The 23493-nt window shown below is 62.9% G+C and carries 22 protein-coding genes and 1 other annotated feature; of the genes, 18 read left to right on the top strand and 4 right to left on the bottom strand.

Annotated features, from left to right (window positions below):
- From L3X40_RS00510 to L3X40_RS00430, 17 genes are all read left to right on the top strand, one after another.
- Window positions 1–567 carry a type IV conjugative transfer system protein TraE gene (locus L3X40_RS00510; protein WP_092958474.1) on the top strand — a complete coding sequence of 189 codons (567 nt, stop codon included), beginning with the start codon at window positions 1–3 and terminating at the stop codon, window positions 565–567.
- Window positions 564–1382, top strand: coding sequence for a type-F conjugative transfer system secretin TraK (locus L3X40_RS00505; RefSeq protein ID WP_092958476.1), 819 nt, complete (start codon window positions 564–566; stop codon window positions 1380–1382). Before L3X40_RS00510 ends, L3X40_RS00505 begins: the two co-directional genes overlap by 4 nt.
- Window positions 1383–1386: 4 nt before the next feature.
- Window positions 1387–2709, top strand: a complete 1323-nt coding sequence (locus L3X40_RS00500; RefSeq protein ID WP_092958478.1) for a TraB/VirB10 family protein — start codon at window positions 1387–1389, stop codon at window positions 2707–2709.
- Window positions 2696–3568 (top strand): DsbC family protein, encoded by an 873-nt coding sequence (locus L3X40_RS00495; RefSeq protein WP_092958480.1) that lies wholly within the window; start codon window positions 2696–2698, stop codon window positions 3566–3568. Before L3X40_RS00500 ends, L3X40_RS00495 begins: the two co-directional genes overlap by 14 nt.
- Entirely contained in the window at window positions 3565–4545 is a 981-nt protein-coding gene (locus L3X40_RS00490) for a TraV family lipoprotein (RefSeq protein WP_092958482.1), read from the top strand. Before L3X40_RS00495 ends, L3X40_RS00490 begins: the two co-directional genes overlap by 4 nt.
- A gap of 1 nt (window position 4546) precedes the next feature.
- A complete protein-coding gene (traC, locus tag L3X40_RS00485) occupies window positions 4547–7138 on the top strand; it encodes a type IV secretion system protein TraC (RefSeq protein ID WP_092958484.1) in 2592 nt (863 codons plus the stop codon).
- 3 nt (window positions 7139–7141) lie between these two features.
- Window positions 7142–7501, top strand: a complete 360-nt coding sequence (locus L3X40_RS00480) for a hypothetical protein (protein ID WP_092958486.1) — start codon at window positions 7142–7144, stop codon at window positions 7499–7501.
- Window positions 7494–8144 (top strand): TrbI F-type domain-containing protein, encoded by a 651-nt coding sequence (locus L3X40_RS00475; protein ID WP_237363774.1) that lies wholly within the window; start codon window positions 7494–7496, stop codon window positions 8142–8144. Before L3X40_RS00480 ends, L3X40_RS00475 begins: the two co-directional genes overlap by 8 nt.
- Window positions 8125–8661 carry a S26 family signal peptidase gene (locus L3X40_RS00470; RefSeq protein WP_237363773.1) on the top strand — a complete coding sequence of 179 codons (537 nt, stop codon included), beginning with the start codon at window positions 8125–8127 and terminating at the stop codon, window positions 8659–8661. Before L3X40_RS00475 ends, L3X40_RS00470 begins: the two co-directional genes overlap by 20 nt.
- Before the next feature lie 35 nt (window positions 8662–8696).
- Window positions 8697–9314 (top strand): type-F conjugative transfer system protein TraW, encoded by a 618-nt coding sequence (gene traW / locus L3X40_RS00465; RefSeq protein ID WP_237363772.1) that lies wholly within the window; start codon window positions 8697–8699, stop codon window positions 9312–9314.
- Window positions 9314–9583, top strand: a complete 270-nt coding sequence (locus L3X40_RS00460; protein WP_237363841.1) for a hypothetical protein — start codon at window positions 9314–9316, stop codon at window positions 9581–9583. The genes traW and L3X40_RS00460 overlap by 1 nt, the downstream gene beginning before the upstream one ends.
- Window positions 9580–10602, top strand: a complete 1023-nt coding sequence (gene traU, locus L3X40_RS00455; protein WP_237363770.1) for a conjugal transfer pilus assembly protein TraU — start codon at window positions 9580–9582, stop codon at window positions 10600–10602. The genes L3X40_RS00460 and traU overlap by 4 nt, the downstream gene beginning before the upstream one ends.
- A gap of 11 nt (window positions 10603–10613) precedes the next feature.
- The gene (trbC, locus tag L3X40_RS00450; protein ID WP_145075581.1) at window positions 10614–11360 is read left to right on the top strand and encodes a type-F conjugative transfer system pilin assembly protein TrbC; all 747 of its coding nucleotides are present in this window, start codon (window positions 10614–10616) and stop codon (window positions 11358–11360) included.
- Between the two features lie 38 nt (window positions 11361–11398).
- Complete coding sequence (locus L3X40_RS00445) at window positions 11399–13192, top strand: conjugal transfer protein TraN (protein WP_184205017.1); 1794 nt, start codon at window positions 11399–11401, stop codon at window positions 13190–13192.
- Window positions 13193–13367: 175 nt separating this feature from the next.
- Entirely contained in the window at window positions 13368–14192 is an 825-nt protein-coding gene (locus tag L3X40_RS00440; protein WP_067105015.1) for a conjugal transfer protein TraF, read from the top strand.
- Window positions 14192–15658 carry a conjugal transfer protein TraH gene (locus L3X40_RS00435; RefSeq protein WP_445177133.1) on the top strand — a complete coding sequence of 489 codons (1467 nt, stop codon included), beginning with the start codon at window positions 14192–14194 and terminating at the stop codon, window positions 15656–15658. The genes L3X40_RS00440 and L3X40_RS00435 overlap by 1 nt, the downstream gene beginning before the upstream one ends.
- Window positions 15659–15673: 15 nt before the next feature.
- Window positions 15674–18466: a conjugal transfer protein TraG N-terminal domain-containing protein gene (locus L3X40_RS00430; protein WP_145075584.1), complete on the top strand. Its 2793-nt coding sequence runs from the start codon at window positions 15674–15676 to the stop codon at window positions 18464–18466.
- Window positions 18467–18472: 6 nt separating this feature from the next.
- On the opposite strand, the gene L3X40_RS00425 is transcribed toward L3X40_RS00430, so the two are convergent.
- From L3X40_RS00425 to L3X40_RS00415, 3 genes are all read right to left on the bottom strand, one after another.
- The gene (locus L3X40_RS00425; protein ID WP_145075586.1) at window positions 18473–18682 is read right to left on the bottom strand and encodes a hypothetical protein; all 210 of its coding nucleotides are present in this window, start codon (window positions 18680–18682) and stop codon (window positions 18473–18475) included.
- A 172-nt stretch (window positions 18683–18854) separates the two neighbouring features.
- Window positions 18855–20102 (bottom strand): type II toxin-antitoxin system HipA family toxin, encoded by a 1248-nt coding sequence (locus tag L3X40_RS00420; RefSeq protein ID WP_145075589.1) that lies wholly within the window; start codon window positions 20100–20102, stop codon window positions 18855–18857.
- Window positions 20095–20430, bottom strand: coding sequence for a helix-turn-helix domain-containing protein (locus tag L3X40_RS00415; protein WP_145075592.1), 336 nt, complete (start codon window positions 20428–20430; stop codon window positions 20095–20097). The genes L3X40_RS00420 and L3X40_RS00415 overlap by 8 nt, the downstream gene beginning before the upstream one ends.
- A gap of 306 nt (window positions 20431–20736) precedes the next feature.
- Window positions 20737–20792: a sequence feature (sul1 is cis-regulatory element that is thought to sense ions involved in sulfur or methionine metabolism; They are found in Alphaproteobacteria), on the top strand.
- Between the two features lie 65 nt (window positions 20793–20857).
- Here L3X40_RS00415 and L3X40_RS00410 point away from each other — a divergent pair.
- On the top strand, window positions 20858–22351 hold the full coding sequence (locus L3X40_RS00410; RefSeq protein WP_145075595.1) for a SulP family inorganic anion transporter: 1494 nt from the start codon (window positions 20858–20860) through the stop codon (window positions 22349–22351).
- A gap of 261 nt (window positions 22352–22612) precedes the next feature.
- On the opposite strand, the gene L3X40_RS00405 is transcribed toward L3X40_RS00410, so the two are convergent.
- Window positions 22613–23431, bottom strand: a complete 819-nt coding sequence (locus L3X40_RS00405) for a hypothetical protein (RefSeq protein ID WP_145075598.1) — start codon at window positions 23429–23431, stop codon at window positions 22613–22615.
- Window positions 23432–23493 lie beyond the last annotated feature (62 nt).

The raw sequence follows: 23493 nt of genomic DNA, 5'->3' as shown, positions 1-23493 counted from the left end.
ATGGAACTTTCCTACAGTCATTCGCACAGCCAGCGCATCCTGCGACAGCGGAACATCCTGGCGATCGTCGCCGCCGGGCTCGGCGCGCTGACCCTATTGCTGTTCATCTTCACCGTATCGCGGGACCGGGAAGTCGTGCTGCAACCCATTTTGCGCTCGCCCGTCACGGTGAGCTCGGCCGGGGTCAGCCGGGAATATCTCGAGATGATCACCCGCGATACCGTGGTGCTCACCCTCAATCGCAGTCCGCAGAATCTCGAATACTGGATGAATTCGGTGCTCGATATCACGGCGCCGTCCGCCCAGGGCAAGATCAAGGCCGATCTGCTCAAGATCGTCAACGAACAGCGGGGGTCTTCGATCTCCCAATTCTATACCATCGAGAAAATGGACCTCGACACGAAGAACCTTCGCTCGGAGGTGACGGGCAGTCTGCACACCATCGTCGGCAACAAGGTCATTTCGAACGAACGCCGGACCTTCCGGTACGACTGGGAATATTCCGGCCTGTCCCTGAAGCTGATCGGCTTCGGCATGGTGGTGGCCGAGCAGGGGAAGGAAAAATGATGTCGGTCTATGTCTTCGGCAGTGCCGCTGCCGGCACGGCCTTCCTCTCGCGCGTCCATTGCCATTTGAGCCGGTGCATGGGCGCAGGACTGCTGGCGATCGCCGTGCTTCTCGTCGCAGAACCGGCGAGGGCGGACCAGACGATCATGGCGTCGGACAGTGCCCAGGTCGACTGCCAGGCATCGGCCAAGGACCTCACGCGCATCAGCCTTGTCGAGGATGAGTTCGCGTCGGTCTCGAAGATCTCGACCGGCAACCCGATCGATGACTTCTCGGTCGTCAACGAGCCTGTTCGCGGCGATATCTATCTATCCGTTCCTGACGGATTTGTCCGGAGCGCCCTCTCATTTTTCGCCACGAGCAAGCGCGGCTATGTCTACAAGTTCGTGTGCCGGATCGGTGGCGACCAGGCCGCGCAAGTCTTCGTCTCCAATCCGGCGATCGCGAACGAACGAGCCGCTGAGAACGGTCCGGCGGAAAAGCTCGGGACGCGCGATGCCGCTATCGAGCTCGTGCAGGCCATGTACTCGAATGCGGTCGCCGAAGGCTATGAGATGCGGCAGCGCGCCTTGCGACCGGTCTATGTCGGTACGCTTCAGGTGCAGATGATCGCCGAATACCGGGGTCCAGAACTCACCGGCAAGGTTTTGCGCATCGAAAACAAGGGCGCGTCCGAAATCGAGCTGACCGAAGCCATGGTCGCCCCCGCCAGTGCGCTGGCCGTGTCGATTGCCGAGGGCAGGCTCGCCCCGGGCAAGGTCACTACGGCCTACCTTGTCTCCCAGAACGCCCAATACGCGCAGACACAAAGGTGAGGACATGGCCCTATCCGATTTCTTGAACCGTAAGCGTCCTCCCCTCGATGGTGGGACGGGCGAGGGCGTCTCGCCGCTTTCGGGCGACCTTGCCGGGAACGAGGCGGTTCGAAGGAAGCAGCGGCTGCTCCTGGCAGGCGTAGCGGGCGGCGGCCTCATCCTGTCTTCCTTCTGGATTTTCAGCGGCGGGGACAGCGAGAAACTCGGTGAGGATGGCGTCAGCGAGGTCACCGTCTCGACCAAGGATCTGGTGAATCGCAACCTCTCCCAGCAGGAGTGGATGGCGCTCTCGGAGAACAGATTCCAGTCGACGGAAAACCAGCTCAAATCGATCGACGGGCAGAACCGGCGGCTCGAGATGCTGACGGCCCAGGTCGAGACGCTCAAGGGTCAGAATCAGGCGATGCAGGCCGATGGTCAGCGGGTTTTGTCGGCGTATCAGTCAGAAAATGAGCAACTGAGGCGGCAGATCAGCGAACGTCAGGCGGCCGCCGCTCCGGCGCCTGGACCGGCGGCGCTCTATGGCCCGAACGGACCCCAGGGCTATCAGCGGCCGGACGGTTCAACAGGGGGTCCGGGCCGCGGCGCGATCGGTGGGCCGAGCGAGGTCAAACTTGTCAGCTTCTCGACGGCTGAGACGGGTAACGCCACGCGCGTCGCCAAGGGCAATACCACCTACACCGACAGCATCAACTATCTGCCGCCTAACAGCTTCGCACGGGCCAGGGTCATTGTCGGCGTCGATGCCAGTGCCGGCGTCAACAGCCAGACAGACCCGCTTCCTGTCGTCCTGCGCGTCACTGGTCCGGCTCGCTCGGTCTACCAGAACGGGCGGTTGCTCACGACCAGGATCGAGGGCTGTCTCGTCAATGGCGCGGCGCGCGGTGACCTCTCGAGCGAGAAAGTCTATGTGAAGCTGCAGAAGATGACCTGCCCGCAGCCCGGCGGCCGCTATGCAGTGTCCGAGGTGAAGGGCTTCCTCGCCTTCGGCGGGAAGACCGGGGTGCGGGGCCGGGTTGTGTCCCGCGAGGGCTCGCTCGTCACCCAGGCGTTCATCGCGGGTCTGGCCGGCGGCTTTGGCCGCGGTTTCTCAGCGAACGCGAACAGCGTGTTCCAAGGCACCAACATCACCACCAACGGAAAGCGCGAAAAGCTCTCGACCGGTGAGATTCTGGAGGGAGGCTTTGGCGAGGGCATGGCCCAGACGGGCGACATGGTCTCGAAATATCTGATCGAGCGCGCCGAGCAATATCAGCCGGTCATTGAAATGCCGACCGGAATCGACGTCGAAATTGTCTTCCTGGAGGGTGTCTATGTCCGCAATTGACCGTATCCGCTCGCTTACCCGGCGATCGCGCCTTTTGGTCGCGACCGCCGCGGGCCTGAGCCTGGCTGGCATCGCGCTTGCTGCCGATGCCAGCAGTGCCGAGGATCGTGTCCGGGCGTTGTTGAAATCCCGGCTGCCCAAGACGTCTGTAACGGCGATCGACTGCGGGAAGGTCGGCGGACTGTGCGAAATCACCGCGGGCGAGAATCTCTTCTATGTCGATTCCGGGGCGCGCTACCTCGTGATCGGCCGGGTCTACGATATGCAGACCCGGCAGGACATCACGGCGGCGCGGCTGCTCGAGATGAATCCCGACATGCTGGTCGGCTCGGCCGCGCGCGCGAATGCGCTGGCAAGTGGCGGGGAGGAGGAAGGGGCGCAGCAACTGGCGGCTGCGCCGACACGGATTGAGCGCCCCGTCGCCCCCGCGAAAGCGCGCAAGCTTTCGCTTTCCAGCTTGCCGCGGGATGGCGCGATTATCTGGGGCAATCCGTCCGGTCAGACCGTCACGGTCTTTTCCGATTTCCGGTGCGGCTATTGCCGTGCCCTGACGGGCGTTCTCAAGGACATGAACGTGCGAGTCGTTGAGCGACCGATCTCGGTGCTGGGCAGTCGGGATGTCGCGGACCGGGTCTATTGCGCCAGGAACCGCGAAGCCGCGCTTCATGCCGCTTATGCCGGGGCGCCGATCAAGGCGGGGCCTGCCTGCAATACCTCGGGCCTCGATGCGAACGAGGCCTTCGCGCACCGGCATGGGCTCAGTGGCACGCCGGTGATCGTGCGCAGCGACGGGGCGGTGCTCGAGGGGTATCGGCCGCGCGCCTTCCTCGAGAAGTGGCTCAAGGAGGCGCAGTCATGACGAGGAGCGCATCTCGGCGCCGGCGCTTGTCATTGGCTTGCGCCCTCACGTTGTGCAGTGCTGTGGCGCTCGGTGGATGCGCGACATTCGGCGGGAACATTCGCGGCGACTTTTCCTGTGCCGCGCCCGATGGCATCTGCGCTCCGAGTTCGACCATCGATGATCGTGCGCTTGCCATGATCTCCGCCGAAGGGGCGGATGGCGATACACGTCCCGCGGCGAGTACCCCGCGTGGTTCGGCGCGCCGGGTCAATCGCGCCGCCGCGCCGCAGACTGCCAGGATCGCTGCGGCTGATCCCGCCCGGACGCGCGAGAAGGTGCTGAGGATCGTTTTCCAGCCCTATATTGATGAACGGGGCCGCCTGCATGAGGCGAGCGCTGTCCGCGCGGTTGTCGCGAACGGAGAATGGCAACAGGCGCTTGGGCAAGCAGTCGTGCCTTCCGCCCGACTGAGCTATGGGTCCGGCAGCCCCGAGACGCTTGCCGATGCTGTCGATCGCGTGGACCCGCCGGGCGGAACGCTCGCTGCCGTTGATCCGGGCATGCCGGACCCGGCGGTTGTGGCGGCTGCCCGCACGCGAAAACCTGATCCCGTTGAGGCGATCAAGGCTGATGTCGCGACCCGTCTCGCTCCCAAGACAGGCAGCGCCCGTGGTGCTGCGACGGTGGATGGTGCAGCGCATCCTCCGTCCGCGGCCGTCTCGCCGGCGCCTCCGACCCCCGCGGAGGTGCCGGCGAGCGGTAACGCAGGTGCCGACCTAGCCGCGGGAAAACCCCAGGTCGGCGTTTCCGCCGCGGGCGTTCAGGCGGTCGAACGCGTGAAGCAAGACCCAATCTACCAAAGGATAGCAGGTTCTGCGGCCGAGGGCGCGCGGGACGCGGCCGCGCAAAGCGGCGCCGTTCCAACCGCGCCATCGGCGGGCGCATCCACGGTTCGTGCCGCTGATTTTCCGGCTGCCGTGCGGGAGGACAACTGAGATGGCGGGCAAGGCCGGTATGATCGAGAGCTTGATGTCCGGCATTCTCGGCGACAGCCGGCGGCCTGATGCCGATCGGCCCGCGCTTGGCGTTCCCATGTTGGCCGACTGGCTCCCCTATCGCAGCTTCGACGCAAAGACGGGCATCTTCTACAACAGCGCGTCGCGAGGTTTCGTCGTCGAGGCTGCGCCGCTCATAGGCGCGGACGAGCGCACGGGCGAGATCCTCACCCAGTTCCTGTCTGAAGCGATCCCCGCGCCAGGCTGCCTCCAGTTCCACCAGTGGATGAGCCCGCGCATATCGGAGCGTCTCTCGCGCTGGTATCTTCCGCGCTATTCGGCGCGCGGCGTCTATGAGCGCATGGCCAAGCACCGGGTGGATTTCCTGACCGATGGTGTCTGGCAGTCGCTGTCCGCCGACGCGCCCTTTTGCCTGCGTAATCACCGTGTGGCGATATCCTATTCGACACCGGAATCGTCGAACGTGTCGGTCGAAGAGATTGTGGCCGTCATGGACGGCCTGATCTCGGCGCTCGCGTCGATCAATGTTTCGGCGCGCAAGATGGATCCGACGGATCTTATTGGCTGGGTCGATGACATCACCTCCCCGACGACGGCCGCTGGCGAAGACGTGGTCAATTACAATCCGCTCGACCCGATCGCGGACCAGGCGGTACGCCGGGATGTCGAGCTGCATATCGAGCCCGATCGCATGTTGCTGCGCACCGAGCGATTTCGGCCGACCGGGCACACGGTGGATGAAGCGCCCGAGATCGGTGAGATCCTGCCCGACGTCTTCGACGTTCGGTCCTTCTCGGTACGGAACCTGCCGACCCGCTGGGCGCCATGGGATGTCGCGCGGCTGATCGGCGACATGTTCACGGACAAGCTCCGGATGCCGTGCCCGGTCGCGACCAATCTGTGCGTCGAATTCCCCGACCTGCAGGCGTCTACCAACAAGGCGAGCTTCAAGTTCATGCGGACCACGAGTCTCGCGGACTCCAAATCGGCCCGGTTTCTGCCGCAGCTGCGCGAGCAAAGCCAGGAATGGCGCTATGTGAACGACGAACTGCGCCAGGGGCGCAAGCTGGTGCGCGTCTTCTTTTCGGTTACGGCTTTCTCGCCCAAAGGAAAAGGTGACGCTAACGAACGTGTGCTGAAATCGGTGTACCGCGCGGCGGGCTGGGATCTGCTCGACGACCGCTACCTGCAGATCATGGGCCTTTTGTGTGCGATGCCCATGACGATGGCGAATGGCCTCTCGCGCGATCTCGAACGCATGAAGCGGATGCGCACGCTTCTGACGACCACGGCAGCGAACCTCGCACCCATCCAGGGCGAGTTTCTGGGTGGGCAGGTGCCCCATCTCATGCTGATCGGCCGGCGCGGCCAGCCATTTTTCTGGAGTCCGTTCGAAAATGCGGCGGGCAACCATAATGTCGCAGTCTTCGGCAAGTCCGGGTCGGGCAAATCGGTAACCCTGCAGGAGCTCTGCGCGTCGCTGTGCGGTGCCGGCGCGCGTGTTGTCGTGATCGATGACGGACGCTCGTTCGAGCATTCGGCGAAGCTCCAGGGCGGGGCGTTCGTCGAGTTCACGCTTGGCTCGGGCTTCTGCCTCAACCCGTTCAGCATGATCGACGAGGAGTTGGCCGCCACGGATGAAGACTATCTCCTCGATTGCATGGCGATGCTCAAGGCCATCGTGAACCAGATGTCGCGCCACATCGACCGGCTGAACGACACCGAGCGAGGCCTCATCGACGGCGCCGTCAACAGCGTCTGGGCCGAGATGGGACGGCACGGATCGATCGACGACGTGATCGCCGCGCTCGACGCCACCGGCAACGGACTCGCCATGGATCTCGGTATCGCCATGCGCCCTTTTTCATCGGGCGGTACGTATGGACGCTTCTTCCAGGGGGAGGTCTCGTTCGAGCTATCCGCGCAGCTGACGGTATTCGAACTCTCGGATCTGTCCTCTCGCGAGGAACTGCGCAGCGTCGTGCTGACCGCGATCATGTTCATGTCGCAGCAGATGATGCGCAAGGTCGATCGCGCGACCCCGAAGGCCCTGCTCCTCGATGAAGCGTGGCAGATGCTGCGCGGCGGCGCGATGGCCGACTTCATCGAAACCTATGCGCGCACCTGCCGCAAATATGGCGCTTCGCTGGTCACCGCGACCCAATCGCTGAACGACTATTACAAGTCGGCCGGGTCCGTCGCGGCGCTCGAGAATTCGGACTGGTTCGTCATCCTTCAGCAAAAGCCCGAAACGATCGCCGATTTCAAAAAGCACGACCGCTTCGAGATGGACGATTACACCGACGCCTTGCTGCGGTCGCTCAAGATCAACGGCCGCGAATATTCCGATATCCTGATCAAGGGCCCGGAAACGCTGGCGGTCGGCCGCCTCGTGCTCGATCCTTTTTCGGCCACCGTCTTTTCCTCGAGCCCGGCGGTCTACGCGGCGATCGAAGCGCTGGTGGCCCAGGGGTTCAGCATGGACGAGGCGATCGAGCGCGTTGCCTACCCCGAAAATCCGGAAAAATGGGCCTCGCACGGTGATGACGACATCGCCGAGGCGGCGGAGTGAGCCATGGGGACAGCAAGCCCTCCGCCGGAAGCCGCAACCCGGAAGCACGGCCGCCTGCCGGACCTTCGGGCGATGCTCCATTTCTATTTGCATCTGATTGGTTTCACTGCATCGACATTGCTCCTGACCTGGGGTCTGTTCACGCTTCTCTTTCTCGCCCTGGGCGGCTTCTCGCTCGACGGGCTCATGCATCAGTTGAACAACCTGACGAGCCGCTATGTCCGCGCGACCCCTGAGCGGATCGCGTCATTCAAGCACCTCTTTATCGCCGCGCATCTCGTCGTTGCGTCCGGGCTGATCGTCCTGCGGCGCGAGAAAATCGTGCCCGCGGCATTGCCAGAAGGGAAACCTGATCATGGTTGAACAGACCGAGCTCGACCTGCCGAAGCCCGCTTCGCAGCCGGCGCGCCGCGCAAAACGAGCGATTTTCGGGGGCTTCACCCGTCTGCAAATGCTCGTGGGCCTCATGGTTCTCGCCGCCCTGGTCTGGGGCATGTGGGTCACCAAGATTTTGGTTACACCGAAGCAGGAGAGCATCGTCTCCGCGCGGCTCTCCACCATTGTCGGCGAATATGTCCAGGCCCAGGCGAGATCCGCGTCGCCACCGGCCCAGGTCGAGGCGGAAATGCGCAAATTCATGGCGTCGCTTGACGATGAGCTCCAGCGCCGAGGTTCGAGCGGTCAGATTGTCCTCGTCGGCGAGGCGGTCCTCACAAAGAATGTCCCGGACATTACCGACAAGCTCAAAGATGCGGTCTATGCGTCGGGTGTGGCGCGGCCGAAGCAGGCGTCGGCTCTGGAGCTGCAGCAGCTTGAGCAGCAGGCCATGCTGGCAGCGCAGCCGCAAGCGGTGATCCCGGGTCAACCTGCAGAGCCCACCGAATATCTCGACCCCATGGTCTCGGCGCAGATGCCGCAAGCGTCGCCCATGGCCCGGCCGCAATATGGACAGCCAGGGGCGTCGGTCTCAACCTTTGGAGGTCCCGATGCCAGCGGCGGCCGCTAACCGGCCGGTCCGGCGCTGGCGCCCCAACGGGCGGCTCTGGCTTCTGCTCGGGGCCTTCATCACGGGCTGCGTGGTTCTACAGGCGCTCGCCGAGTGGCGCGACAAGCATCTCTTTTTGATCAACACGACGCATTCCCTGCCGAACTGGGCTTTTCTCATCGATCGGGGACGCATGCCGGCGAAGGGCGAATTCATCTTCTTCGATCCACCGGCGAGCCCGCTGATGCAACGTCATTTCGGACCCAAGCCAAGGATGTTCGGGAAGAAGGTCTATGGTGTCGGCGGCGATGTCGTGGGTCACGATGGCTTCGAGGTCCTGATCAATGGCGTGCCGACGGTTCGCATGAAACCGTTCACGAAGGCCGGAGAGCCGCTGACGCCTGGCGCGACCGGGGTGGTTCCCAAGGGGTGCTATTTCGCGGCAACGCCGCACATGGACGGCTTTGACAGCCGCTATGCCGAAATCGGCTTCGTCTGCGGCAAGCAGATCATCGGTACGGGGGAGCCGATCCTATGAAAGCCATTCTGACAGCCAGCGCGGCAATTGTGCCGATGGCCGCGGCCCTGCTGCTCATCGGGCCGATGCGCAGTGAAGCCAGAGACTATGGCCATGCTGGCCAAACCTTCCCTGTGATCGAGCCCGATCTTCTCTCAACGATCGAAGCGCGCCTTCGCGGGGCAGAAGAGAGCGGAGAGCTGGCACGGATGAATGAGGTGTTTGCGAAGCGCGTTGAGCAGCGTGTTCGCAGGCCAAAGCCTGTCGAGGGGGTCACGCCTGCACGGACTGCCCGGAGCTGGGATTATGACCCGAGCATCGCCATCGAACGGGATATTCGCGATCAGAAGGGTAACCTCATCGCCGCGGCCGGGCACCGGGTGAACCCGCTCGACTTCGTTGCGATCAAGCAGGACCTGGTCTTTGTCGATGGGGACGATGCCGCGCAGCTCGCCTGGGCAACATCGCGCTATACCGACCTCAAGGCGAAGATCATCTTCGTGAACGGTTCGCCGATCGAGCAGATGACCGCGAAGCAGCGGCGCTTCTACTTCGACCAGGAAGGCAGGCTCACCGGGACCTTCGGCATCGAGCACACGCCCGCCGTCGTCAGCCAGAACGGCAGGACGATGCGGGTGTCGGAGATCGTCGTGAAGTCGGGGAGGCCCGGATGATGCCGCTGTGGCTGGACATGTTGCGGACGCCCATGGCGGCTCCTGAGACGATCAGGCTGCGGGTGATGCGTCTGGCCTGGCTGTCGCTTTGTGTCGCGCTGGCTGGCTCGGTAATCCTCCTGGAGCCGCTGCAGGACCATCTGGGCAAGGCGGCGCCGTGCATGATCGCGCTTCTGCTCACCGCGACGCTGACGCTCACCATCGTCTATCTGCGGGCGAAGCAGCGGGCAGACGCGGCCTATCTCGATCAGCTGGGGGAGCGGGAATGATGCGCGCCGTTCGCACGATCTTCGGTGCGCTGCTCATCGCAATCTGCGCGATTGCTTTCGCGCCGAGCGCCCAGGCGGCCGGGCCTACCTGCAACGGCAAATTCGTGAATCCGATCACCGACGTCTGCTGGTCCTGCCTGTTCCCCCTCTCCGTCGGCGGCCTGAAGATCTGGCCGAGTGGCCGACCGGACACGAACAATCCCGCCTCACCGATCTGTGCCTGCGCAGATCCGTTGCCGCGCATCGGGATTTCGGTGGGATTCTGGGAGCCGGCGCGGCTCGCGGACGTTACCATGAAGCCTTGGTGCTTCCCCAATCTAGGCGGGGTCCGCATCGCTCCGGGCTTCGATATCGGCCAGGGCTATCTGGCAGGGCCTTCGATGGTCGGGGGACGATCGCAGAGCACCGCCAAGTGGCACGTCCATTGGTATGTCTATCCCCTGCTTTACTGGATGGAGATACTGACCGACTTCGTGTGCTTCGAGCAGGCGTCGTTCGACATCGCCTATATGACCGAGGTCGATCCCCTCTGGCAGGATGACTCCCTCGCGGCGTTGATCAATCCCGAAGCGATCATCTTCGCCAACCCGCTGGCCAAAGCCGCCTGTGCCGGAGACTGCATCGCCGGAACGGTGAACCTGCCGCTCGACCAGCTGTTCTGGTGCGCCGGCTGCCAGGGCGGGATGTATCCTTTGAACGGGAACATCCCAGCCTCGATCGGCCATGTGCAGTCCTCGCGCCTCGCGCTGTCCCGCTTCGCCTACAAGATGCACCGGCAGGCGCTCGCCTGGGGCACGATGGGCTCGGCCGGCCTCTGCAAGAAATATCTGATGCCGGTGATGCGCAAGCAGCAATACCGGTTCCAGATGACCAATCCGATCCCGACCGTGAACGGGCGTTTCGCCTGTTCGGCGATCGGGGCCTCGACCATGCCGCCGGATGCTGGCCGCGCCTACCCCGCGGGTGGCGAGGACATGGGCTATCTCGTCTGGCGCAAACGCAACTGCTGCGTGTTGTGAAGGAGGGGGCGATGCGACTTCTCACCTTGGGTGCATTCGGCCTTGTCGCCGCGGCCAGTATGACGGCCCTTCTTGCTCAAACCGTCGACGGGATCGACGTGCAGGCGATCAAGAAAAAGTCGGCGGATCTGCAGGCAGACGCACAGGCCTTCGTCGACCAGATCAAGGACCGCGGCGATGCGTTCCGGGACGAGGCAGTCACGGTGCGCGAGGGCGGCATGGAGAACATGCAGCGTGTGGCCTCTACCGATCTGCCAACCGGCCCGGCCGGCCCGATCGACTTTGACGAGATCGTTCAGGGCGCGGCGACGAACGCCGCGGCGAGTGGCGGCGAGGCCCCGCAGCTGATTGCCTTTGCCAGCCTGTCGATGCCGCCAAAGGCGCTTCGGCAGCTCATCCAGGACACGGCGAGGGCAGGGGGCGTCGTGGTGTTTCGCGGCTTCCCGAACAATTCGATGAAGGCGTTCTCGCAAGCGCTTGGCAAGATCGTCGAACGACAGGACGATTTTGCCAATATCGGCATCGATCCGAGGCTGTTCCGGGCCTTCGACGTCCAGGGGGTGCCGACGTACATCGCCGTCTCGTCGGATTTCGATCTTTGCGCCGGCTTTTCCTGCCGGACCCAGCTTCCACCCTACGATCGGATGATCGGCAATGTGACGGTCGAATATGCGCTGACGTCATTCGCGGACGGGAATGGCCCCGGTGCGGGCGTTGCGGCGGTGGGTCTCGCCAATCTCCGGAAAACCACGCCGTGAGGATATGGGCGTCCGTTGCGGTATTGCTTGTGGTCCTGATGGCCAGTTCGCCGGCGGTTGCCCAGATGACCGTCGAGAAAGCGCGCCAGGAGGGGAGGGCGCTCGGCAACGAAAAGCGGCAGGATTCGACGCTGGTTCCCGCGGATAGCGCCCGGGCGGAGGCGGTGCCGGGATATGACGGGACGTCGCTTCCACAGGGCGCCTACTTCGATAACCCCGAGAGGATGGAGGCTGAGGCCGCCGCGACGAAGTCCTCGAACGAGCAGTACCGCATCGCCACGGACGCCGATCGTACGCGCCCGACCTTCAGCAATGCCGAGATCCTCGAAACGACGGCACGCGCCACGGCGGTCGAGAAGGACCCGGCAGCCTTTTTGGAGGGGGAGGAGATGAGTGGCGCCTCGGGTAGCTGTACGCCCTTGCCGCCCGCAACGGGTGGTGCGGGATATTATGAGGCGACCTGCAATGCGGGCACCAAAGTTGAGGAGCGACCACGTTCGTGTTTCATCCGAATGGTCCGGGATGTCACGACGATTACGTCATACAAATATTATGTCGTGCCCGATAATGCGTACGGGACGCCGTTCGCGCGCCGTGCAGCCATGGTCCCTCATGCCGCATCCGGTGTCTGCAAGCCGACCGGCGTGGTCAAGCAGGCGTGCGCCGCCCATCGCGATTATGGCTGGCCGTGGCCCGATAACAAATATTGCGACGATTATTATGCGACTGAGTATGAATGTTCAGCCGACCTGCCAATCGCCATGCAAGTCAGCCCGGTTACCGGTGCCTCATGGCATGCGACGGGCAGCACCAATCAGATCGTCACCAGACGGGTTGATAGCTGCGGCGACCTCGCCGGCGACGGGATGTGCCTGCCCGATGGAGGCGCAGAAGTCTGCGTTGAGGGTCCCGAGACCCGCATCATAGACGGAGTGCCGATCACCGAGGCATGCTGGGCGTGGAAACGCGATTACATGTGCCACGCGTTCTCGAGCGGAAATGATTGCACCGCACTCGAGACGAATGCGAGTTGCAGCTTCCTGCGGACCGAATGCCTGGATGAGGAGCTGAACGGCGCGTGCCAGGTTGAAGAGCGGATTTACCGTTGTCCGACCCCTGGCGGCGCGGTGAGCGACGCGCCGCAATATATCTGCGGCGATGATGTCTACTGTATCAACGGTGACTGCGAACCGATCGTCCGCGAGGCATCGACCGAGTTCAAGGACGCGCTGGTCGCGCTGCATGCGATCGATCAGGCCGGCAAGGAATTCGACGAGAACAACTTCACCGTTTTCCAGGGCACGCGCGAAACCTGCCACAAGCCGGTGTTCGGGCTTATCAACTGCTGCGCCGGCAAGGTGTCCGGCCTATTGACCGTCGGCGCCGGGGCGGCGGCACTGGCCGGTGGTCCGACTGCGGTCGCGGCGCTGGCAACCCCGTTCCTGACGCTCTTCGCTTGCTCCCAGAGCGAGATGAGGCTCGATATCAAGGACCGCATGGGCTTCTGTCACAAGGTCGGGACCTATTGTTCGTCGAGCTTTCTTGGCATCTGCAAGACCCGGCGCACGGCCTATTGCTGCTTCGAGAGTAAACTCAGCCGTATCCTTCAGGAGCAGGGAAGGGTCCAGCTCGGCAGGCCTTGGGGCGCGCCGAAGCGCGAGCAGTGCCTAGGCTTCACCATCGACGAGTTTGCGCGCCTTGATCTCTCGGTGATGGATTTCACCGAGGTCTATGCCGAGTTCGTGGATGCCGCACGGCTCCCGGACGAGGTCGAGACGATGACCCAGATCCAGCAGAAAATTCAAGGCTATTATGACCTGCACGGCAAATAGCAGGCCTGCCCGGTGCGCAGGCCGACATCGGCTTCAAGCGCCGGATCATCCCGGCGCGCCTCGAGGCGCGCTGCTGACCTCCACGCGCGGCACCACACGCGCCATCCCAATCACTTCTTCCTTCCGCGCCTGTCCTCCGAGCCGCGAAAGGAATCTCCGGAAAGGAAGTTCGTCCATGTTTCGCATTGTGGTTGCGCCATTGCTGGCGCTTTCGCTTGCCGGTGTCGCGGTACCGGTTCTGGCGCAATCGCGGGGCGCGACAACGGACGGTGTCGAAAGGACTGATGCCAGCGACGACTTCTACTGTGCCGAGCGCCGGCTGGGGCAATGGTTCTATTGCAGCAAGCCCATGCCTGCCGAGCAGGAAAGGCAGGTGTCCGCCGGTCCGCAACAAAGTTCGGTCGAGCGCATGGCCGCGATCACGCGCCAGCTTGACGAACTGAAGGCGAAAGCAATCCTCGATCCGAGCGAGGAAAACGTCATCGCCTATGTTCGCTTCCAGCGCGAACAGCTCGACCGTGCGTCGACCTTCTCGGATACCTGGCAGCGGGCGCTCTGGCAGAACCCCGACCTCGATTATACGCTGCAGCGGCCGGTTTCGACGGTCGGCAAGCGCGCCTGGCTCGACAACCGGCGTGCGGATCGCGATGCCGTGTTGGCCAGCCTCAGCCAGCGCTACGGCCTTTTCTACTTCTACGCTCAGAGCTGCGGCGCCTGCGACCTGTTCTCACCGATCCTGCGCTCCGTTGCGGACAGCCATCGGATGGCGGTCATGGCTGTCTCGATGGATGGCGGTCCGAGCCGGGATTTCCCGAACTATGTGGTGGACGCCGGTCAGCGAGCGCGAATGGGAATCCCGGGCAATGAAACACCGGCGCTGGTGCTGTTCGACACGGCCACCAAGCGCACCATCCCCGTAGGCTACGGGATTCTGAGCGCCGACGAGATCATGGACCGAATCTTCGCGCTGACCAACACCAGAGTGGGGAGCGACTTCTGATGGGACAGGATCGCGGCAGCGGCATTATTCGCCGCGTCATTCGCAGCACTGCCAGTTGGGCTGGCATGGTCGCGGTCGCCAATCTCGCTGTCACCGGCACTGCACACGCCGATGTCGCCTCCGAGATGAACAGTTTCTTCTCGGACGCCGGGGGCGCTGCCAACGTCACGGGACCATCGGCATTCCAGGGGCAGTCGGCTGGCTATTATTCGCTGGGCAATGTCTGGACGCGTTTTCCGCAAAAGAGCGTGCAGCCTTTCAACCTGCAGCTTCCCAGCGCCCGCGCCGGGTGCGGGGGCATCGATCTGTTCAGCGGAAGCTTTTCGTTCATCAACGCCTCCGAGATCATTGCCATGCTGAAGGCGACCGCGAACAACGCGCTCGGCTTCGCGTTCAAGCTCGCGATTGATTCTGTATCGCCCGAGATCGGCAAGGTGATGGATGAATTCTCCCAGAAGGCACAGCTGCTCAACCAGATGAATATCTCGAGCTGCGAGACGGCGCAGGCGCTGGTCGGCGGGATCTGGCCGCAGATGGAGACGACGCGCGCGACGATCTGCGAAGCGGTGGGCAACAGCCAGGGTGTCTTTTCGGACTGGGCCGCCGCGCGGCAGGGCTGCAACAACGGCAATCGGCGGGATTCGACGATTGCCGGGAACACCGATGCGTCGATGAAGGATCAGCTTATCGGGGAGCCGCACAACTACACATGGGAGGCCCTCAGGAAATCGGCGAAATTCGGAGCATTCGACAAGAATTTCTCGGAATATGTCATGACCCTGGTCGGAACGGTCGTGACAACGCCGCCGACCGATCCGAGTGTCGGCGGCAAGGTGGTCATGTTCGGGCCCGCCGAGGAAGCGGTGGTAACCGCGCTGCTCGATGGCACGGCGGATGCCCCTCCCGTCAGGATCCTCAGATGTAACGACGAGAACTGCTACGATGTGGGTGAGCAGACGCTCTCGGTGCCGGCTTCCTCGGCACTTCGTCCGCGGATCGGCACGATGATCCGGTCGATGAGCGACAAGATTCGCTCCGACACGCCGCTCGATGCGGCCGAAAAGCAGCTCCTCAATCTCGCGACGGTGCCGATCTACAAGATCCTGAGCGTTCAGGCCTATGCCCATTATGCGCTGACCGAAGGCGAGATAGAGACATTGTCGGAGATCGTGGCGGTCGATCTGCTTTCGGCCATGCTCGATAATATGCTCGACCGGGTCGAGCAGGCGAAGGTTCATTACCAGACCTTCGACCAGGAAACCGCGACGCAGTGGAAGCAGCAGATCGCGTCGACACGGGCCAGGTTCAGCCAGCGTGACGTGCGGCTGAACAACAAATTGCAGGTCACCATGCAGATCATAAATCGCAGCATCATGCTGGAATCGACGCTTCAGAATTCGATGACGCCGGGGATGGCGGCTGCGCTCAATTTCTCGCGCGGTCTCAACGCACAGGGTCTGAACTAGGCGCGGGGGCAGGCCATGCTTGAGGTTTTCACGGTCGGTGGCGGCGAGTATCTCGTAAACATCTTCAACGCGGTCGCGGCCTGGTCGGGCGGCGGAGGCTATCGCTCTCTGATCCGCGTCGTCATGGTGATGGGGCTCATTTACTCGTTGCTCGTGGTGGCCTTCACGCTCAACTACAAGGCGTGGCTGAACTGGTTTCTGCAGGCGACCGCGATCTACCTGTGCCTGATGGTGCCGACCGTCGACATCAAGGTCACTGATCGCATCAACCCGAGCCTCGTGCCGGCGACGGTCGACAACGTGCCCATGGGATTAGGCATCCTCGCCAGCTTTACTACCCAGGTCGGCGATTGGTTGACCCGGACGGCGGAAACGGTGTTCGTCATGCCAAACGAGCTGAATTATTCGACCAACGGCATGGTCTATGGCGCGCGGCTGTTCGATGCGACGCGCAATTTCATCATCCGCGATGCCGAGTTCTCGACCAATCTCGAAAACCACTTCAAGAACTGCCTGTTCGGCGATGTGATGCTCTATCAGAAATCGCTCACCACGCTGGCGAAGGCGACCGACCTCTGGGCCGCGGTAGGGCCAGGGTCGCAGGCTCGGTCGCAGCAGTGGCTCGAGCGTCAGGGCGACGGAACAGTCCATAGCTTCATCGTCACCTGCCGGCAGGCCTACCAGGCGCTCGATGCTCAATGGGGGCCGATGATCGAGGCCAACACACCTCTCTGGGGGAAGGAGGCCTATCCCAAGCTGAGCAATGCGCTGGCGGCGGACAAGTTGAAGCATGACGTACCCATCGTCAGTGCGGCCTTCACCGGCGCAAGTGGCAGCTATGCGGAGGTGATGCGCCAGAATACAGCGATCAACGCGTTCATGCAGGCCCGCAATGGTATGTCCGGTGGCGCCGGCGCGGCCGCGATCGACACGTTCGCGCAGACCCGTGCCGACATTCAAGCGCGCAACACCTATAACTCGATCGCCCAGCAGGCGATGGCCTGGGTACCGATCCTGAACATTGTCCTGACGGTCGTCTTCTTCGCGATGTTTCCGGTGATCTTTCCCCTGTTTCTCATGCCGCAGACGGGCCTGAGTTCGCTCAAGGGTTACACGATGGGGTTTTTCTACCTCGCAGCCTGGGGCCCGCTTTACGTCATCCTGCATATGATCTGCATGACGCGGGCGACATCGGCGGCGACCGGGGTTGCCGGGGGCGGGGTGTCGCTTGCGAGCTATGCAGGGATCGGCGCGGTGAACGGCGAAACCGCGACCATCGCGGGGTTCATGCTCATGAGCGTGCCCTTTCTTGCCGCGGGGCTGGCGCGCGGCGCGATGTCGATCGCCGGCCATTCTATGTCGATGCTGGCGCCGGCGCAGAACGCCGCGGAAGCAGCCGCGCTCGAGCAGACCACCGGAAACTACGCCTATGGCAATGTGAGTTGGGCGAACGCGACATCGAATATGCGGCAGGCCGATCAGTGGTCGACAGCACCGACCTATATGGGCGGAGGCGCGAGCTTTGGATGGCGCCAGGACAATGGCGCGATGGTGACGGGCTTCGGCAATGGGCAGGAGGTCTACGATACATCCGCGGCGATCTCGCGCCTCGGCTTCACGCCGACGATGACCTCTGGATCGGTCGCCGAATGGCGTGAGATGGCGAGTGAAGCGCACCGGCAGGCGCAAGCCTATGAGAATGCGGCCAACGAGATCCTGACGGCGACCCACGCCAATCGTAGCGCGTGGGGAACCTCGGCCGAGCACACCCGTGGGTGGGATTCGAGTAGCGGGAGTCAGGCGAATAGCTCGGTCGAGCAGTTCGATCGGCGTACGGGTAGTAGCACACAGGGCCTCGAGGAGCGTTCCATGATTTCGCAGAGCGAGCGGGTGTCGGGACGCCACGACCGTCAGGCGCAGATTTCCGATCAGGTGAGCGGGACCATCGGAGCCGGCGTTGGTGGTCGGGGTAAAGGTGGCGGTGGTGGAAAGGGGCTACCCGGTATTAGTGGTAGTGTTTCCAAGTCAGGTAGCCAGATGGACACCATGAACTGGACAACCGATGATTCCCGGAGCAGCGACAGCGGGAATACCTCGTCCAGTGGGGTCCGCGACGAACATGCAAGCGGAACCGGGGCTTCGATGTCGGACGGCACCTATGCCCGCAGCGGTGTCTTCGCTCGCGCGTCGACGACGAACTCCTCTTCGACGAGCACCGAGGATTCGTTGGCGCTGGCCAAATCCTATTCGGAAACCGCGCGACGGCTTGATGAACTGTCGCAACAGCTCTCGCGTGACGCGAGCTATGCCGAGACACACGGCATGCAGTTGAGCGAGAATCTAAGTCAGGATCTCGCGCAATGGTATCGGCATCAGCAGGTCGCGAACCCTGGGCTTGATGCGCCGGAACTCTGGGCTACCGATCTGACGGATCAGCAGCGCGCCGTGCGCCAGGAGATGATCACGCGCTGGATGCATGACAAGCAAACCTCGATCCGCTCCGAGATCGAAGGCCAACTCCATGCTCCTGAGTTGGTCGACGTCCACCGTCCCTCTGTGGACAGTGCGGCCGATGTGCGGGCGGCGTATCGGCCGCAAGGTGTTGGCGGCCTGCCCGTGGGACCGGGAAGTGAGCGACAATCGGGCGCGGCGGATATCATCGAAGCCGGTAAGGCGGAGCTTGAAGGCACGCGCGCGGCCGCGCAGACCATGCGAGGGCAGCGCGTCCAGGGCGCGGCCGATGTGCAGGGCGAGGTGAACCGCGGCCGGGACCACGGCTTCTTCCACGATCCCAAACTACGCGAATGACACCGTTCAAATGAACAGGACGAAGTATCCGATGAAGCCCGCCATCAGCGCATAGGCCAAAGCATAGCCAATTCTGCCGCCCAGCGTGGGATTGCCCTCGCTGTCAGTGATCATCTCGATGTCGGGAAACTCTTCTTCGATGTGCGTACAATTCGGCGTGCCCGCAGCCTTTGTGCGATTGTACGTTTCAACGTCGAATTTTACGAAGGTGACCATGACATTGAAATGTCTACCACAACGCCTGCTTGTTCACAACTGAGCGCGCTCGTTCTTGGAAGAAGCCGCCCTGACCCGGCCCAGGGTCCAATCCGGTGATGCTCCTTGTCGGAGCGGCCTGACGAACACCGGCTCACCTCGCGTGAGGCATGGATCCTTTCACACGCACCCCTCACAGCGTCAGCGCCCGGGTGAGGTCACTGTGTTCGAAGGCGCTGGCCATGCGCGTGATTTCGGCCGAGCGGGCGCCGACGGCCTTGGCGGTATCGCGCCACGTTGCGGTGACAACCGCGACTTCTTTGATGATGGCGCGTGCTTGCGGCAGCGTGAGTGCAAAAAACGCCGATGCGGCCTCCAGGAGGTCGAGCGAACAGGTACCTTCGTCGAGATCGATGTTCGTCGTCAGCACCCGCGCCTTGAGATCGGCCGGGACTGGATTGAGGTCATAGGCGGGAGAGAGCGACCAACCTGCCTTGCCACGCCAGAGGAAGCCATGGTTGCGCAGATGATCGTCGACATTGGAAATGAGCACGTTGAAGGCGACGCGCCGATAGAGGGCGTGAGCGTCCGTCTTCCCTTGTGCGCCATGTTGCGCGAGGGCATCGACGATCTCCGGGTAACTGCCTCTCTCTCCATCCTTGGCGCCCATCATCGCCATTGCCGATAGAAATGGAATACGGATCGCCCCTGAACGGTCGAAGCGCCGCGAGAGCATCACCGCCTTTCCCGCCACCTCGATCAATTCGTGGTGCGGGGTGACGATGCCGGCCTGGCCGGCAAGTCGCAAGGCAATCTCCTCCCAGGTCTCCATGCTGTATTCGTCGGTCTCCTTGGGAAACTTCGCGATGGAAAGATGTCCGTGCTGATCAATGACCGAGGCTTTCGGCCGCGCGCCACCGAGGGAGGAGCCGGGGGCGAAGATGAGTTGAAGGTCCTCGTCGGTTTCCTCGTCCCGGAGAATCCGCTCGGTGATCTGAAGCAGCCGTCCTAGCTCGATCAGAGCGGGAACACCGGCGCGGATTGGTGCCTGGAATGCGTCTTCGCCTGCCCATCGGAATCGCAGTGCGCCCAGACGGGTTTCGTCGGCGACGCCAAGCAGATAATCGCTTTCCGCAAGGGTGCGCACCGCGCGGCCTTCGCGCTCGGCAAGGCGACGCTCGGCCCGCTGCATCAGACGGCGACCCCATGTATCGGGCGCTGAGTCGCCGATAGAACCAAAGGTGACCAGTCCGGCGGGAGGGGCGAAGCTGCCGCGTGTCAGGGCGAGGGCAGGTTCCAGTGAGAAACGATCAGGATCGTCGAGCCATGCGCCGTCATACTCGAAGAGGATGGTCTCCGTACCTCGAACGCGATTGCTTCGTGCCAGCCCGATCGGGCGCGTCCGGCCGTCTCGGTCAATATGGACCTCAAAGTCAGCCATCGCGAGAGGCTTCCGGCGCCCGCTTGAGGTGAACGTGCTTGGGCAGCTCTGCGCTGGCCAACGCCTGACCGACAGCGTCGTTACCGATGTCGGCGACCTGGCTCAGACCTTCCAGCAAGCCGAGCGCTTGAAGGACGCCAGCATAGATACCGATGCCCACGTTGGTATCCCCTGCCTCGATCTTTTGGAGGGTGGAGCGCGAGGTGAACGCACGCTCCGCCACGATCGCCATGGGCAGCCGCCGACGCCGGCGGGCGTCGCGGATGTCCTTACCAAGCTTGCGCAGCGCGCGCCGCACAGCGGCGGGTGGATTATGTGGTGTCGGCATTTGCTACCTTCGCACTTCAGATTTGTGCATTATGTAGCACGAAGATTACAATATTTCGAGCCTGATTTGGCTGAAGGACCGTGAGTGGGTAGGGCGTGGAGAGTACGATAAACAACGCCAAGCGAGAACAAATCCGGTCCGAGGAATGATTGCGCAGGTCGGCTATCCACGATTTCCGCCTGAAAGCAGGCTAACCGGAAGCGACCCAATTGTGGTCGAAACCCGTTCCGTCATGCCGCCCGACAGCGGTTTTCGCCGCGAATGCTTGCGAAATCCGGGTCAGTGCGTCTAAGGGGCAGCCATTCGCAAGGACCCGGTGGAATCCCGGGTGGCTATCCTGGCCGCCGATCCGCCGGGCAACATCACGCACGTTCATCTCCCCCGCGCGTTCCCGCGCCGTGTACCTTGTTGCGGATTCCCTTTTTCGATGACCGAACATGTTTCCCGTTACCGCCAGGAATGGTTCGGCGGTGTGAGAGCGGCGCGCGCTGACATCCTCGCCGGGATTGTCGTTGCGCTTGCGCTCATTCCCGAGGCGATAGGCTTCTCGATTATCGCCGGCGTCGACCCTCGGGTCGGACTTTACGCATCGGTCGCTATCGCCATGGTGATCGCTTTCACGGGCGGGCGACCTGGCATGATCTCGGCCGCGACGGCGGCTGTTGCTGTGCTTGTGGGACCGCTCGTGCGCGAGCATGGTGTCGAATACCTCTTCGCGGCGACGATCCTCATGGGCCTTATCCAGATCGTCGCCGGCCTGCTTCGACTGGACCTGCTGATGCAGTTCGTGTCGCGCTCCGTCATCACCGGCTTCGTCAACGCACTGGCCATCCTCATCTTCCTCGCGCAGTTGCCGCAGCTTATCGGCGTGGGCTGGGAAACCTACGCCATGGTCGCGGGCGGCCTGGCGATCATCTACCTGTTTCCACGGTTGACGACTGCCGTGCCATCCCCGCTCGTCGCCATTCTTGTGCTGAGCGCAATCAGCATCGGTCTTGGCCTTTCCGTCCATACCGTGGGCGACATGGGCAATCTGCCCGAGGGGTTGCCGAGCTTTGCCTTTCCGCAAGTGCCGCTGACCCTGGAAACACTGCAGATCATCTTTCCTTATTCCATTACAATGGCCGCAGTCGGCCTTCTGGAGTCACTGCTCACTGCACAGATCGTCGACGACATGACCGATACCGGCAGCGACAAGCGCCGGGAATGCGCCGGCCAGGGCAGCGCCAATATTGTCGCGGCGTTGTTGGGCGGCATGGGCGGCTGCGCGATGATTGGGCAGTCCGTGATCAATGTCACTTCAGGCGGGCGCAGGCGCCTTTCAACGTTCGTGGCGGGAGCGTTCCTGCTGTTCCTGCTTGCGGTGCTCGGCCCGTGGGTCGGCAGGATTCCCATGCCAGCGCTGGTTGCCGTGATGATTATGGTCTCGATCGGCACGTTCAGCTGGAATTCGATCCCAAACCTTCGCCGCCATCCGCCGGCCTCGTCGGTGGTAATGGTCGCCACAGTTGTGGTGGTGGTGGCGACGCACGATCTTTCGCTTGGGGTGCTTACGGGCGTATTGCTCTCGGGCATCTTCTTTGCCGGCAAGGTCCGCCGTATGTTCGCGGTCGAACGTTCGATGGTCGAGGACGGCGGCGCGGTGCTCTACCGCGTTAGCGGCGAGATTTTCTTTGCCTCGGTGGACCGCTTCACCAGTGCCTTTGACGCAGAAGCGGGGCGACCCGTCATCATCGACGTATCGGCGGCGCACTTTTGGGACATTTCCGGCGTGGGGGCGTTGGACAAAATCATCGCGCGCCTGCGACGCGACGGCTCGTATGTAGAGGTGATCGGCTACAACAAGGCTAGCGCGGACCTGGTGGATCGCTTCGCGATGCACGACAAGACCGGCGTCGAGCTGGGTGCCGTGCCACATTAAGCAGCAGGGAATTGCGCTTGCGCGCAAATTCCTCGTGGGCAGACGGTCCGTTTGCCATCCCAAAATGATCATTGAACGCGAGGAAAGGTGTGCTTGAAAGCGGACATCTCACCGACCTATAGATACCGGCCAGTGCCCATGCCGTAAGGAACCGGACAGGTTGGACGCTCGATAACCGGTCAGTGTCGGCGCGGCTTGGAGATTACAGCAGGGTTTTTCCGAGCCAGCGGATAAAGGTGCCATCCGCCCAGTTCGCCGACGTCACCAGAAAATCGATTGGCGAGGATTGGCGGCGGACTGGTCGGGCCGTTCATCGGCGGTGACCCCCAGGCGAATTTCGCGGATCGTACGGTCCGGCAAGGAGAGGCTCAGCGTGATCTGTGTCGGCACTGTGCCAGAAAACGGTAATTCGCGCCGGATTGCGCATTCGGCGCCGTGGGCGTCAAGTGCCACCTGGAGATGCTCGAGCGCACGGAGCACGTCACGGTCGAGGCTTGTGGAGACGGGAACGAAACGGCGGGCATGGTAGATTGGCATCGCGCAGGCTTTGACGGCCTGTGCTCGGCCATCAGCGGTGGCCGCGCACCGGATGAGGGCCAGAAAGGGGCCGCCGGCTGCTTCATGGGCTATTTCGATGCCATCCCGGACGCGGAGAGGCTGTCTTTGCGGCAAATAGAGCAGGGGCGACCGGGCATCGACCGCGTAGAGGAGCAGAAAGCCTGGGATAGCGTGCCCGGCAGGTCCGCCGCGGATCAGCGTTGACGCGACCTCGCCAGAGTGAAGGGGCGCGGCGTGGGTCCACAGATGGTCAGCCAGGCTCATACCGGGGACCACTTCGAAATCCTGGGCGGCCACAAGCAGCGCGTCGAACGCGTCTGTTATGGACGGATGGTCTGGAGCAGCGGCGGGCGCCGGAATGATGTGCCGGCCGGAGGCGCCAATCAGGTATTCGAGTAGCGCAGCGAGGTCGTTTGCGGGGGAGAAATTGTTCACTCCGGGGAGGGGAGGAACGCCGTCGTCCATCGACAGGAAGAATGGTCGTCGGCGAGAATCCGGCGGTGAAGGATTCTTTTCGATCACTTTGGCTGCCCATCTCGCTCAGAAGACTTGAGCCTGGAGCCTGGTTCGTGACTCATGAAGTG

It is taken from the genome of Rhizorhapis sp. SPR117 (genome assembly GCF_021742065.1).
This window is presented reverse-complemented; position numbering and strand designations above follow the sequence as displayed.

Coding starts and splice junctions, on each gene's coding strand:
- L3X40_RS00510 (WP_092958474.1), top strand. CDS start 1: ATGGAACTTTCCTACAGTCATTCGCACAGCCAGCGCATCCTGCGACAG.
- trbC (WP_145075581.1), top strand. CDS start 10,614: ATGCGACTTCTCACCTTGGGTGCATTCGGCCTTGTCGCCGCGGCCAGT.
- traC (WP_092958484.1), top strand. CDS start 4,547: ATGGCGGGCAAGGCCGGTATGATCGAGAGCTTGATGTCCGGCATTCTC.
- L3X40_RS00420 (WP_145075589.1), bottom strand. CDS start 20,102: ATGGCTGACTTTGAGGTCCATATTGACCGAGACGGCCGGACGCGCCCG.
- L3X40_RS00480 (WP_092958486.1), top strand. CDS start 7,142: ATGGGGACAGCAAGCCCTCCGCCGGAAGCCGCAACCCGGAAGCACGGC.
- L3X40_RS00505 (WP_092958476.1), top strand. CDS start 564: ATGATGTCGGTCTATGTCTTCGGCAGTGCCGCTGCCGGCACGGCCTTC.
- L3X40_RS00425 (WP_145075586.1), bottom strand. CDS start 18,682: ATGGTCACCTTCGTAAAATTCGACGTTGAAACGTACAATCGCACAAAG.
- L3X40_RS00410 (WP_145075595.1), top strand. CDS start 20,858: ATGACCGAACATGTTTCCCGTTACCGCCAGGAATGGTTCGGCGGTGTG.
- traU (WP_237363770.1), top strand. CDS start 9,580: ATGATGCGCGCCGTTCGCACGATCTTCGGTGCGCTGCTCATCGCAATC.
- L3X40_RS00415 (WP_145075592.1), bottom strand. CDS start 20,430: ATGCCGACACCACATAATCCACCCGCCGCTGTGCGGCGCGCGCTGCGC.
- L3X40_RS00460 (WP_237363841.1), top strand. CDS start 9,314: ATGCCGCTGTGGCTGGACATGTTGCGGACGCCCATGGCGGCTCCTGAG.
- L3X40_RS00475 (WP_237363774.1), top strand. CDS start 7,494: ATGGTTGAACAGACCGAGCTCGACCTGCCGAAGCCCGCTTCGCAGCCG.
- L3X40_RS00445 (WP_184205017.1), top strand. CDS start 11,399: ATGGCCAGTTCGCCGGCGGTTGCCCAGATGACCGTCGAGAAAGCGCGC.
- L3X40_RS00495 (WP_092958480.1), top strand. CDS start 2,696: ATGTCCGCAATTGACCGTATCCGCTCGCTTACCCGGCGATCGCGCCTT.
- L3X40_RS00500 (WP_092958478.1), top strand. CDS start 1,387: ATGGCCCTATCCGATTTCTTGAACCGTAAGCGTCCTCCCCTCGATGGT.
- L3X40_RS00440 (WP_067105015.1), top strand. CDS start 13,368: ATGTTTCGCATTGTGGTTGCGCCATTGCTGGCGCTTTCGCTTGCCGGT.
- L3X40_RS00430 (WP_145075584.1), top strand. CDS start 15,674: ATGCTTGAGGTTTTCACGGTCGGTGGCGGCGAGTATCTCGTAAACATC.
- L3X40_RS00470 (WP_237363773.1), top strand. CDS start 8,125: ATGCCAGCGGCGGCCGCTAACCGGCCGGTCCGGCGCTGGCGCCCCAAC.
- traW (WP_237363772.1), top strand. CDS start 8,697: ATGGCCGCGGCCCTGCTGCTCATCGGGCCGATGCGCAGTGAAGCCAGA.
- L3X40_RS00490 (WP_092958482.1), top strand. CDS start 3,565: ATGACGAGGAGCGCATCTCGGCGCCGGCGCTTGTCATTGGCTTGCGCC.
- L3X40_RS00435 (WP_445177133.1), top strand. CDS start 14,192: ATGGGACAGGATCGCGGCAGCGGCATTATTCGCCGCGTCATTCGCAGC.